Raw genomic sequence first — 12,741 nt, forward strand, 5'->3', positions numbered from 1 at the left:
TATACTGATTTGAGTATGGTCCAAACTGGATAATTTGATTGAATTTCATAACGTTATGATAAGTAGATCATGATTTTTACGGATGATATTCACAAGGATGACGGACTACTGACAATATCAGACACTGAAAATGAACCCACTGTTATAAAATACCCATTGAATGCTCTTGGTATATTGATGTTAATTATCATCACTATCCAGAACGTATTTGAGAGAACCTTAATAACTGGAGTGGAGAGATGCCAACAACCGATCAAGCGATAGCCATTACTTTGCCTTCTTTGATTCATCGTATAGGTAGCGATACCGTTAAGCGATTGAAACTGCAGGCACAGACTTTTGATTGCGAGTTAAAGCGTATTCGTCGCTCGCGAAATTGGCAGTTATTAGGTGAAGCTGCCTCGATGCAGAATTTTGTTTTCCAAATCAAGCAGACCGAATATCAAGTTGCTGAATATCTGATTCGACGCGTGGAAGCCGGTTTAAGGCTGCCGAGCGACAAGATTGAATCCATCGAAGTCCAGTTGCAGCGTTTAGTTCAGCAAAATCCGTCCATAACCTTAGCGGAACTCATGGCAGCTACACATTGCAGCTTGATGCAGGCGCGAGCGGCTCGTTTTGCAGAGGAGAGCTTTGAGTGACCCTTTTGATGAAGTAAGATTCAATAGAATCTTTGCTTTATGTGTCGAATATAACTAGTCTTTAATGAGTCTATAATTAAGGCATAGTCAAATGCATATTATTCCTGTGGCGTCAGATCCCAAAACTTGTTCATGTGGTGTGAATGAAAATTCGCTCGATTTTGATTTTACTATGGCATTTCAACCTATAGTAAATTGCAGAACGCAAGAAATATTTGGCTATGAAGCTTTAGTGCGAGGTTTAAATAACGAATCGGCTTATTCGGTTATTTCAAGAGTTAATGAAGATAATCGCTATTTATTTGATCAAATGTGTAGAGTTAAAGCGATTGCTCTTGCCGCCAAGTTAGGACTGACCAGTAAATTAAGTATAAACTTTCTCCCCAACGCTATTTATGTGCCAGAGCGTTGTATTCGTACTACGTTAGAGGCCGCGAAACGTTACCAGTTTCCGATCGAAAATATTATGTTCGAATTTACCGAGGCTGAGCGGGTAGAAGATGTTAATCACATAAAAAGGATTGTCGAATACTATAAATCTTTGGGTTTTCAAACAGCAATTGATGATTTTGGTTCTGGCTACTCAGGGTTAAATTTATTGGCTGATTTTCAAACCAATATTGTAAAAGTGGATATGGGGTTGATTAGAAATATCCATGCCGATCAGGTTCGTCAGTCGATCATGAAAAACTGTTTAAAGCTGTTTAGTGATTTAAATATTCAACCGCTGGCTGAAGGTGTGGAGAGTCATGCTGAGTTTGCTTGGTTAAAAGCGGCAGGCGTTGAGTTAATGCAAGGCTATTATTTTGCAAAGCCCGGCTTTGAGAGCCTACCAAGTGTCAATCCTGAGTTCAGCGAAGCGTGAATTGTAAATTAGATTGGTTCTAAAACGGTGAAACCCCGACAGTTGGTAGCTATCGGGGTTTCGAATTTTTAGATTTCTCGGTTGGTAATGCCGATGATCTTATTTATGCAAAAGGCTGGATTTAATCCGAGTAATTCCTTGGTAGGGAATTAGATACGGATGAAGTCCATGTGCTCAACTTTTGGCTTGTACGCGTGGCGTTGAACGTCTTGAGGCTTCACTTTCACTTCTTGGCCGTCGATAACCAGAACGATAGCTTCGTAAAACTCAGGCTTGTCCATTTGGTTCATCACGTCATCGTGGTTCAGTGAGATAGAAACTGGAGCTGCTTCACCACCGTAAACGATCGCTGGGAAGTAACCAGTGTTACGTAGGCGGCGGCTCGCACCTTTACCTAGATCAGTACGTAATACTGCTTCGAATTTCATAGTATTTACTCTCAAATTAGTAAAAAACAGAGTGACAGGGCAATGCGACCTTGCCCGTGTCGTAGAGTTTCCAAACCTATAGGAGGGTCAGAAACGAGCGCGGATACTAGCATTCATTGCTCTCTCGGGCAACTGAAAATCCGTTTTTGCACCGCATTTAATAGGATTTGACGGCTTTGGCAGGGCGAGTGAGTTGTTTTAAGGTCAGTGTGGCTTTTAAGCCGCCTAACTGACTCTCTCCCAAAGCCAATGCTCCACGATAACTGTGCGCCATTTCACTCACAATATTAAGTCCAAGCCCAGTGCCGGGCGTGGTTTCATCCAAGCGCACTCCGCGTTTGAGGGCTTTTTCGCGGTTCGTTGCGCTGATGCCTGCGCCATCGTCTTCCACGCAAATCTGTACCCAATCGTCACTCAGTATTTGGCTGTGTACACGAATTAAGCTGTTGGCCCATTTGTAGCTGTTTTCCAGAAGGTTACCGATCATTTCATCTAGGTCAGTCGGTTCAACGGCCACTTCTAAGTCCGAATCCAGCTCATTCACCAAGGTGATTCCACGTTCAGCGTAAACCTTATCAAATGCTTGTGAAATAGCATCGACTCGCGCACTGGGTGCGGTTTTGACCGAAAGAATATTGGCGGAACCCGCCATACGAGCACGCCCTAGATGGTAGTCAATTTGCTGCTGGATCTGCTCAACAGAAGGCTGTAACTGGCTTCTGAGCTGGGCATCATTCAACTGAGCGACTTCGTTTTTGAGCACAGAAAGTGGTGTTTTTAATGCGTGGGATAAGTTTCCCGCATGGTGTCTGGCTCGCTCAAGCAGCTCTTGGTAATGAAAGAGGAGAGCGTTGAGATCATTGACTAGCGGTGAAATCTCTTGTGGGTAATCGCCATTCAACGCATTTTGCTGGCCATCTCGCAAGGCTGAGAGTTCGCGCTGCATTTTCGAAAGTGGGCGGAGTGACCACGTCACTTGTACGCCGGTTAAAACGAGTATTCCGCTGAACAATAGAGCCAGAATCATCCACAACTCTTTGCTCACGCGCTGTAGCGTGGCTTTTAGCGGGGCATCGTCTAAGCCTATCGTGATTGTGATGGGTTGTGAAAATTCGGGCAGATAAACCGTACGCTTTAATACAATTAACGATTCCTCTTTCGCGCCAAGATAAATCGTACCGTGAACATGGGTTTCTTCGGTCAAAAAGCGATCCCACAACGAGCGTGAGCGAAGCGTTTGATCGCCTAAAGTGGCTGACCAGTAAAGGCCACTATAAGGCTGGGTAAAACGGGGATCGGCAAGTCGAGTGGTGAGGGTTAATTGTCCTTGTGGATTGGCTTCCAAGTTGGCGGTGATCTCATCCATCGACAGTTGCAACTGGTTTTGCACATCTTCCAGCAAATATTGATGGATGAGATTGGGGATCAAATAACCGGCGGCCAAGATCATCGCGCCTAGCCATAGTGCCGCAGCAAGAAGCAAGCGGGTCTTTAGGCTGAGATGACGTAACGCCCGAGATTTAATTGGCATGCAGCTGATACCCAAGACCGCGCACGGTTTTGATCACATCCGGCGCAATTTTCTTACGAATGCGCCCGATGAATACCTCAATGGTATTGGAATCGCGGTCAAAATCTTGCTTATAGATATGTTCGACAAGTTCAGTGCGTGAAATTACTTTCTCAGGGTTATGCATGAAATAGGCGATCACTTTATATTCGAGGGCGGTGAGGCTAACCGCTTGCCCTTGCCACATTACTTTGGAAGTGCGCGTATCTAAACTCAGGTCACCGACTTGCATCACCGGGGAGGCATTGCCAGACGCACGGCGCAGTTGGGCGCGAATACGAGCAATCAACTCAACCATTTCAAAGGGTTTGGTGAGGTAATCGTCCGCTCCTGCATTCAAACCTTCGACCCGTTGAGTGAGGGTGTCGCGTGCACTCAAAATCACCACAGGAGTGTTGATGTTTTCGTCTCGAATGCCTTTAAGTACGGTCAAACCATCCAATTTCGGTAGGCCGAGATCGAGTACGATGACGTCCCACTCTTCCGCGGTGGCGCGGTATAAGGCATCGATACCATCTTGTGCCAGTTCGGGAACCCAACCTGTTTGCTCTAATGCCGAGAGGATCTGCTGGCCTAACTGAACATCATCTTCAACAACTAATATTTTCATGGTCTGCTCGATTATTTTTTGATGGCACGAATCACATTACGCCCGCGAATGGACATCAGCTCCAACGTAGCGGCGTTGTATTCGACACGAAAGACTTGATTGTCATACACCAATTTCAGCTCATAAATCCACTCATCGTCATCTTCGTCAAGCTCGACTTTGATCAAACGCCCATTCAACTGCTGATCGACCGTGGCATAGAGTTCGGCAAAAGGACGAATCAACCCTTTTTGGACGGCGCGATAAACGTCATCTTGGTCTTCATCAATTTCAATTTGCGTCCCTTCACGATACGAGCCTTGTTCCCAGTCTCGCACCTTGTTATCAGCGTGAGTGGGCAGTGCAAACCCTAGCAACAACAATAGGAGTAGGAGGCTGGCTTGCGGTCTTTGCTGCATACGAAAAATCTGCATAGTCAATACCTGAATGTTGAATCTGTTGCCGAGTATAACGAGATAAAAATGAACAGAAAGTGAATTGTGAAACCCCCATCGCTATGGTTTAAATGATGAACGTCTGCTTTGGGTTTGCCTAGTCTCGCCTTTCCCACTCTCTGTCTAATTTTGGTTTGTCTATACCAGAACTACTTAGAGTTGCAGGTAGGCGGCAAGAGAGTGAATCCCCATGAGCATAGATAAACTATGTGATTGGGGTGAGCGAACGTAGCTAACACCGCTGCAGCTTCAAGTAGGAAGGGTATAAGCTCGGTTTGATAAGTGAACGTCGGTTGGGGAGGCGAACTCATCGGCAAATACTTTGTCTCGAATGGCCCAAAAGCGGCCCGATTTTCGCGCAATCACAAACAGGGGTGGACGAAAACGGTGCTGATGATCCACGACTTTGGCGGGCGTTGCTGCCTCAAAAGGCCGATGTTTGTCAGCCAGATGTGGACGTACAAATTGGTCGTGAAATTGCTGCTTTTGGCGCGGCGTATTCAGTGGCCAAAACTGGTGTACTTGCACCGCATCTTGCCCGTGGTAAGTCACTTGAAGCTGGCTTTTCCCTTTGGCGTCTTTATGAACTTTTAGGCTCATGTCGGTACATTCAAACACCAGCGCATCTTTCAGGTTGAGTGCCTCTTTGAGTTTCTTATCGGGGTCCACTAACGTGGCGTCACACTCATGGCAGATGCGAGCGGCGATGTCGTTATCCGCACCACATTCATTGCAGTATTTGGCACGAAAACGGTAGCCACAATGCTCGCGCTCACCCGTCTCATCATCGGTGAAATAGCCTTGGCAGCGGCGGCCATAGTGCTCAATCAGAAAGCCGTTCGCATCGAGCTTGCCCCAGAAGTTATTGTTAAAACCGCAAGCGGGGCAGGGAATGGTGATGATTTCGCTGTCTGAATCGGGTTTCGGATCGCCCACTTCAGGTTGATACAGATCGTACTGATTACCCGCATAGTCGAGCACCAAACAGTCGGATTTGCCCGCCGCAAGGCGTAGCCCGCGGCCGACAATTTGTTGATAGAGACTGACCGATTCCGTTGGCCTTAAAATCGCAATCAAATCGACATGCGGCGCATCAAATCCGGTGGTGAGTACGGAAACATTGACCAAAAACTTAATCTGTTGCTGTTTGAACGCTTGGATAATGCGATCACGCTCTGGCGTCGGGGTATCCCCGATCACTAAAGCAGCGTGCTCGGTAGGCAGTAAACGGTAGATCTCTTCGGCGTGACGCACGGTCGCCGCAAAAATCATCACCCCTTGTCGCGCTTTGGCAAGCTCGATGATCTGGGCAACAATTTGCGGAGTGGCACGCTGTGACTGCTCAATCACCAAATCGAGTTCTGATTCACGATAGCGCCCGGTATTGGCCGGTTTCAACTGCGAAAAGTCATAGCTCATGACGGGGGTATCAATCAATTGAGCGGGGGTGAGAAAACCTTCATCCAATAAATAGTGAATGGGTAGCTCAAAAATACAGTCGCGGAAAAAACGCGGCTCTTCACTGCGCACTAAACCACGGGTGTGATACTGGTAAATCCATCCCATCCCGAGCCGATAGGGAGTTGCGGTCAGTCCGAGCACTTTCATGCCCGGATTGAGTTCCAGCAAATGGGTGATCACTTTTTGATAACTGCTGTTTTTGTCATCGGGGACGCGGTGGCACTCATCAATCACCAATAGAGAGAACTGATTTTGGAACTCGGATAAGTTGCGCACCACCGATTGCACTGAGGCAAACACCACTTGTTGATCGGTTTCTTTGCGCCCCAAGCCTGCGGAAAAAATCGCGCCGGTTAAGCCATAGCCTTCATATTTGGCGTGGTTTTGCTCAACCAACTCTTTGACATGGGCCAACACCAATACGCGGCCACGGGCAAGGCGCGCAAGCTCTGCGATCACTAAGCTTTTTCCTGCGCCGGTCGGGAGCACAATCACGGCCGGGGTAGAGTGCTGGCGAAAATAGTGCACGACGGCTTTCACTGAGTCGGCTTGATAAGGTCGTAACGTATACATCCGCTGGGAGTTACCGAGGTTATCTGGGCAATTGACGGCTTTTGCATCGTTTGATGTCGGCCGCAAACAATTGCGCTGGGTAATTATTGTGTGAGGTCTGTATAATAGCCGACTTCCAGCAGATGAGGTAAGCATGCGTTTAGACAAATTCCTGTGTGATGCGCTCGGTACAACGCGCAAAGAGGCCACTCAACTTCTCAAAAGTGGTGAAGTGACCGTCGATGATGTGGTGCAAAAAAGTGGTGCATTCAAACTCAAAGAGACGTCGTGCGTTGAGTGGCAAGGCCGTGAAATTACGTTGCATGGCCCGCGTTACATCATGATGCATAAACCGGATGGTGTGGTCTGTTCACATGAAGATGGTTTTAACCAAACGGCGTTTACCTTGCTTGATGAAGTGAATGTTGAAGATTTGCACTTTGCAGGCCGCTTGGATGTCGATACCACAGGTTTACTGCTGATCACTGATGATGGGCAATGGTCGCACCGAGTCACATCACCAAAACATAAGTGCGAGAAGACCTACCGCGTGTGGTTGGCGGATCCCATTCAAGCTGATTACGCAGAGCAATTTAACCGAGGTATTGAATTGCGTGGTGAACGTGAGCTGACTTTGCCTGCGCAACTGGAGGTGATCAGTGAAACGGAAGTGCTATTGACCATCCATGAAGGAAAGTATCACCAAGTGAAGCGTATGTTTGCCGCTTTAGGTAACAAAGTCATAGGGTTACATCGTGAACGCATTGGTCAGATTACCTTAGATGAAACCCTTGAACCGGGGGAATACCGCTATTTGACGGAAGAAGAAGTGGCCTCAATCTGGAAATAAACCAAGATTTAGGAAATAGATTGTTTCTGAATTAGCACTAGTTAATCGCGGCGATTATTAAGATCATATACCCAAACAACTTGGAGTTGCAGGTAGGCGGCAAGTGAGTCCCCATCAGCATAGAGAGACTATGTGATTGAGGTGAACGAACGTAGCCAACATCGCTGCAGCTTCAAGTAGGAAGGGTATAGACCGATAGGGCTTAGCGCTGAATTTAAGCGTTAAGTCCTCCCACGTTTTATTGCCTCATCAAGCAATCTCTAATTCGCATACACTTATGGTGGTACGCGAAAAACCCAATTTAACTCTACGGAGAAGTATGTCTACCTCAACCGTGAATACCCAACAAACACCGCAAATGAGTTTGTTGCTTTATATTGTGCTCGGTGCGCTCGGTGCGTTGACACCGCTGGCGATCGATATGTATTTGCCAGCCATGCCGACCATTGCCCGTGATTTCGGCGTTAACGCTGGTGCGGTGCAGATTACTCTAACTGCCTATACGGCAGGCTTTGCCATTGGCCAATTGCTGCATGGTCCGCTGGCCGATAGTTATGGTCGCCGTCCGGTGATGCTGTGCGGTATCTTCCTCTTTGGTATTGCTGCTATGGTGAGCGCGACGACCAATGGTATTGAAGCCTTAACCTACATTCGTGCCGCGCAAGGTTTTGCGGGTGCGGCGGCGGCCGTGGTCATTCAAGCGGTGGTACGCGATATGTTTGACCGCGAAGATTTTGCGCGGGCGATGTCGTTTGTCACTTTAGTGGTGACGCTGGCTCCTTTGGTTGCGCCTATGATTGGCGGGCACTTGGCGATTTGGTTTGGCTGGCGTTCTATCTTCTGGGTGCTGGCGCTGTTTGCGGCACTCGTTATCGCGATGGTGATGTGGAAAATCCCAGAAACGCTGAGCCCTGAAAATCGTCAGCCGCTGCGTTTTCGTAGCACCATGCGCAACTATTTTGATTTGTGCAAAAACCCTGTAGCTATGGGGCTGATTTTCTCTGGCGCATTTTCGTTTGCGGGTATGTTCGCGTTTTTGACAGCCGGCGCGTTTGTGTACATCGATATTTATGGTGTTAGCCCAGACGGTTTCGGATACCTGTTTGGCCTTAATATTGTCGCGATGATTGCGCTGACCACGATCAATGGCCGTTTTGTCAAAAAAATCGGCTCACACAACATGCTACGCTTCGCACTCTTTTTACAGTTGATGGCGGGGATTGGTCTGTTTGTTAGCTGGGTTCTGGATTGGGGATTATGGGGAACCGTACCATTCGTGGTGTTGTTTGTCGGTACAATCTCAACCATTGGCAGTAACTCGATGGGGTTGTTGCTGAGTAAATACCCGCGTATGGCGGGAACCGCATCATCATTAGCGGGCACATTGCGTTTTGGTACGGGCTCAATCATCGGCGCTGTCGTGGCAGCGTTGCCGGGTACTGAAACATGGCCAATGATATTTGTGATGGCGGCTTGTTCTGTGTTATCAGGTGCCTTTTACTGGACGTTAGGAAGAAAAGCGTAATGGCGAATTACCATTTAGAAATTCAAAATGTGGTCAATACTGCACTGGCAGAATTAGAGGCCGAACATAAAGCGGGCAAGCTTGCCAATGCGCCAGTGGCTAACAACCATTTTTTAGTGCATTGGGTGACGAAAGCGCTGAAAGCACAACGTTTTCACCGCTGCGTGGGTGATGATTTAACTCAGTGGCAGAAAGCGGGGCGCTCAAAAGGAACAGAATCACAACTGTTACCGACCTTTCAACGCATCTCCGCGTATTACGCGCATTTTTTTGCAGAGCAAGAGCACACACCGATCACGGATAAACAAATAGAAGCGTTTTTGGATGAGATGGAGCAAGCAGGTTGGGAAGTTTCCACCTCTGAGCCGTTAGTCAATGCAGGAAAAGTGCAGATTTTTACTGACGGCCAGAATTCATTGGCTCTTTGCTCTGTGCAGTGTGAAGCTTGTTTTGATGGTGAACGGTTAGTGAAACCAATGAACTGGTTTGTGCGCGGTCACCACGCTGGCTTTATTGAGAAAGCCTTTGCGGCGGGATTTATGGTACACAAGCAAACCGATTACAAATCGAATGTGAAATACCATGGTGAGTACCTGATTTTCCCCGCCAACCAAGGTACTCAGTTGGCGGAAATTCCGATTTCTTTTCGTGCTAACTAACTTTTCGTGCTAACTAAATAGCTCAGTTAGATCAGTTTGAAAAACGGCGCTCAAAAGCCTGACTGCAGGAAAACCTCATCCCGTCGCTTAATCTCGGCGGGATTTTTTTATGATGGCTTTTACCATGCCACGAAAGATAAACAGATGCGCTGGCATCATGGCATACCAGTACATCAAGCCGAGAAAACCTTGTGGATGCCACCACGCCGTTACATTCAGGCGTCGCTTATCGCCCAAATCATCAATGGTAAATTCCAAACGTCCTAGCCCCGGGCCTTTCATACCAAACAGTAAGGACAAAAACTGCTGTGGTTGGCAGCGGATCACCTTCCAAGAGTCGATATAATCTCCCACTGCGAGCTCAGCACCAGCGGGATAGCGACGAATCGGCTTACCACCACCAAACAGCACATCCAACCATTCACGAGTACGCCACAGAATATTGGCAAAAAAATACCCTTGATCGCGGCGGCCTATGGTGCGGATCACTTTCCACAGCTCGTAGCTGCTTAACTCGGTTTCGATGCTGGCCCCCGCTTGCTTGGGGTAATAACCAAAACCCGGTTGCCAACGGACAATCGCGTGAGGGTCAAATCCCCATACTTGGCTACGCACAAAGGTTCCTTCACTGCTGATCGCCGCTTTGACCGCCTCTCGATAGGCGATCAAGGGCTGTGGATAGCGTGCTTCAATCGCTTGGGTGTCGGCAATAAAATCATGTGTTAACCCTTCCAGCAGCGAGCGTCCAATTGAGCTTGGCACCGAAGTCACCATACCGAGCCAGCGTGCAGCCATGCTTGGAGTGAGAAAGCGCGTCGACCATAAGCGATAGGGTTTCCCGGTCAATTCACACAGAATCTGAAACTGTTCGCGATAGCTTAGAATATCAGGCCCGCCAAGCTCAAACGTCTGATGCATCTTTGGCTGCTCTTCGGCAAATTTCAGTAAATAGGTGTTGAGATTAGCTAGAGCAATCGGATTGGCTTGGGAGTCAACCCATTTAGGCGTAATGAGTACTGGCAAGTTGTAGACAAAATCGCGCATGATTTCGAATGCAGCCGAGCCAGGGCCGATGATAACCCCCGCTCTCAGCTCCGTTATCGGGATCCGTGACTGGCGCAGTATCTGCCCAGTAGCGTAACGCGCTTGTAAATGAGGGGAGCGACCAGACTCCGGTTGGAGCGAGCTTAAATAGATCACATGTTGTACTTGGCTATGCGCAAGATCGAGCGCGTCTTTTACGTTTTGTGCCAATGAAAGCTCGTAATCGACAAAATCCCCGCCATGCGCCATGCCATGAACCAAGAAAAAGACCAAATCATAATTGGGGATGGTGGCGAGCGTTTTCTGACGATCCGCTAAATCCAGAGTGAGCCGAGTTAAGTTGGGATGAGTGGGCAAGCGCGCATGCAATGTCTCGATATGACGAGAGGCGGCCGTGGTATGGTATCCCGCATTCAGTAGCAGTGGCAGCAACTGCGCCCCTACATAACCTGATGCACCTAACACTAATACCTTTTTCATCCGACGGTCCTTTTTAATCGTTTGTTGTGCTTATGCGTGCGTGAGTATAATAGCGGCTGTTTTTTCTGCCTACTCTGTCCTTAACCTTAACAGGTAATAGGGAGTCCTCACACTTTGGAGTGATACTGTGTCTGTTGTCTCTCAAGTTTTATCCCACATGAGAGGGGATTTCTTCCGCCGCTTGATCGCGATTGCTCTGCCGATCACGCTACAAAATATCATGTTCTCCAGCCGCGGTTTGGTCGATGTGCTAATGCTCGGACAACTGGGAGAGGCCGAAATTGCCGCAGTAGGTGTCGCGGCACGAGCGACCTTTGTGACTACGATCATGCTGGTGGGCGTGACCACAGGCGGCGCACTGCTCACGGCGCAATATTGGGGCGCGGGCGATCGCAAAGGTGTGCGTGAAAGTACGGCACTGACTTGGTTAGTCTCTAACTTCTTTGCCTTTTTCACGGTATTGCTGTTCCTGTTTTTCCCACAGCAAATCATGTCGTTAACCACCGATTCCGAGCAAGTTAATGCGCTGGGTAGTCAATATCTGATCATCACCTCGTTCACCATGTTTGCGGTGGCCTGTGTCAGCAGTATGGCAGTCGGACTTCGCGCGATGCACAAGCCCGGGGTAAGCACGTTTTTCAGCGGTATCGGCATTGTGTCTAACGTGGTACTGAACTGGATCTTAATTTTCGGTAAATTTGGATTCCCAGCGATGGGTATTCAAGGGGCGGCGATTGCCACCGTGTTGAGTGGCGCGATTGAAATTGCTTGTTTGTACAGTTACTTGTATGGCAAAAAACATTTGATTGCCTTTGGTCTTCAGGACATCAAAGCGGTCATCGATTGGCCGAAAATTAGCCGTTTTCTGCGTTTGTCATTACCCACCACCTTTAACTTTTTGATCTGGGCTGCCGGTTTATTTACCTACCACGCTATCATGGGGCAGACGGGGGTTCAGGGGCTTGCTGCGCTATCCGTCATGACGCCGGTTGAATCGATTTCCCTGAGTTTACTGATTGGCATGTCTACTGCGGCTGCAGTCTTGGTGGGCAATCAACTTGGCGCGAAAAACTATGAAGCGGTGTACTACCAAGCGATAGGTGTAACCACATGCAGTGTGCTGGTCGGTATTGTTGTCGCGATTGGTCTGTATCTGGTGCAAATTCCGGTGCTTGGTGCGTTTACGGCGTTAACACCTGAAACGCGCGAGTTATCAGAAAAATTCATGCTGATCTTGTGCTTAGGCATCGTGCTGCGTTCATTCCCGATGACCGCGATCGTTGGCGTGTTGCGCGCGGGCGGCGATGTAAAATTCTGTCTCGGCCAAGACATCGTCGCGCAGTGGTGTATTGGTATCCCGTTAGCCGCCTTTGCTGCGCTAGTGTTAAAGGTCGAACCGGAGTGGATTTACCTGCTGTTTTTGACTGAAGAAGCGGTGAAGTGGTTTGGTTCACTACACCGTATGAAAAGCAAGAAGTGGATGAAGAATTTGATTGAAAATTAGACACCCATCGTTCGGTTGCAGCAAATTAATGCATATAGTGTGATCTGCTAGCCAAAATACTTTCTACGCTTAGGGTTTTGGTGTAGATTCTGTGTCCGGTTTCATTTTCGGCAATGAG

The 12,741-nt window shown here is 48.2% G+C and carries 12 protein-coding genes; 6 read left to right on the top strand and 6 right to left on the bottom strand.

Annotation, left to right across the window (positions count from 1 at the left end; translation table 11 throughout):
• The first annotated feature begins 239 nt into the window (after positions 1–239).
• On the top strand, positions 240–641 hold the full coding sequence (locus F0316_RS06090; RefSeq protein WP_001143312.1) for a ribosome recycling factor family protein: 402 nt from the start codon (positions 240–242) through the stop codon (positions 639–641).
• Positions 642–732: 91 nt separating this feature from the next.
• Positions 733–1,506 (top strand): EAL domain-containing protein, encoded by a 774-nt coding sequence (locus tag F0316_RS06095; protein ID WP_000547547.1) that lies wholly within the window; start codon positions 733–735, stop codon positions 1,504–1,506.
• A 149-nt stretch (positions 1,507–1,655) separates the two neighbouring features.
• On the opposite strand, the gene rplY is transcribed toward F0316_RS06095, so the two are convergent.
• The 5 genes from rplY to F0316_RS06120 form a co-directional block, all read right to left on the bottom strand.
• Complete coding sequence (gene rplY, locus F0316_RS06100; RefSeq protein ID WP_000667185.1) at positions 1,656–1,934, bottom strand: 50S ribosomal protein L25; 279 nt, start codon at positions 1,932–1,934, stop codon at positions 1,656–1,658.
• Positions 1,935–2,091: 157 nt separating this feature from the next.
• Entirely contained in the window at positions 2,092–3,465 is a 1,374-nt protein-coding gene (locus F0316_RS06105) for an ATP-binding protein (RefSeq protein ID WP_172625969.1), read from the bottom strand.
• Positions 3,455–4,114: a response regulator transcription factor gene (locus tag F0316_RS06110; protein WP_000699609.1), complete on the bottom strand. Its 660-nt coding sequence runs from the start codon at positions 4,112–4,114 to the stop codon at positions 3,455–3,457. Before F0316_RS06110 ends, F0316_RS06105 begins: the two co-directional genes overlap by 11 nt.
• Before the next feature lie 11 nt (positions 4,115–4,125).
• Positions 4,126–4,527 (bottom strand): PepSY domain-containing protein, encoded by a 402-nt coding sequence (locus tag F0316_RS06115; RefSeq protein WP_001165432.1) that lies wholly within the window; start codon positions 4,525–4,527, stop codon positions 4,126–4,128.
• Between the two features lie 270 nt (positions 4,528–4,797).
• Positions 4,798–6,582: a DEAD/DEAH box helicase gene (locus F0316_RS06120; protein WP_142728319.1), complete on the bottom strand. Its 1,785-nt coding sequence runs from the start codon at positions 6,580–6,582 to the stop codon at positions 4,798–4,800.
• A 133-nt stretch (positions 6,583–6,715) separates the two neighbouring features.
• On the opposite strand from F0316_RS06120, the gene rsuA reads away from it, so the two are divergent.
• The 3 genes from rsuA (at position 6,716) to F0316_RS06135 (ending at position 9,595) form a co-directional block, all read left to right on the top strand.
• Positions 6,716–7,411 (top strand): 16S rRNA pseudouridine(516) synthase RsuA, encoded by a 696-nt coding sequence (gene rsuA / locus F0316_RS06125; RefSeq protein ID WP_001897241.1) that lies wholly within the window; start codon positions 6,716–6,718, stop codon positions 7,409–7,411.
• Between the two features lie 319 nt (positions 7,412–7,730).
• Complete coding sequence (locus F0316_RS06130) at positions 7,731–8,936, top strand: Bcr/CflA family multidrug efflux MFS transporter (protein ID WP_000108086.1); 1,206 nt, start codon at positions 7,731–7,733, stop codon at positions 8,934–8,936.
• Positions 8,936–9,595 (top strand): DUF2913 family protein, encoded by a 660-nt coding sequence (locus tag F0316_RS06135; protein WP_000024969.1) that lies wholly within the window; start codon positions 8,936–8,938, stop codon positions 9,593–9,595. Before F0316_RS06130 ends, F0316_RS06135 begins: the two co-directional genes overlap by 1 nt.
• 87 nt (positions 9,596–9,682) lie before the next feature.
• Here F0316_RS06135 and F0316_RS06140 read toward each other — a convergent pair whose 3' ends face one another.
• The gene (locus tag F0316_RS06140; RefSeq protein WP_095471011.1) at positions 9,683–11,119 is read right to left on the bottom strand and encodes a DUF2867 domain-containing protein; all 1,437 of its coding nucleotides are present in this window, start codon (positions 11,117–11,119) and stop codon (positions 9,683–9,685) included.
• Between the two features lie 127 nt (positions 11,120–11,246).
• Here F0316_RS06140 and F0316_RS06145 point away from each other — a divergent pair, with 127 nt between their 5' ends.
• On the top strand, positions 11,247–12,623 hold the full coding sequence (locus tag F0316_RS06145; protein ID WP_149560304.1) for an MATE family efflux transporter: 1,377 nt from the start codon (positions 11,247–11,249) through the stop codon (positions 12,621–12,623).
• The last annotated feature ends 118 nt before the right edge of the window (positions 12,624–12,741 follow it).

It is taken from the genome of Vibrio cholerae (assembly GCF_008369605.1).
Lineage (GTDB): Bacteria > Pseudomonadota > Gammaproteobacteria > Enterobacterales > Vibrionaceae > Vibrio > Vibrio cholerae.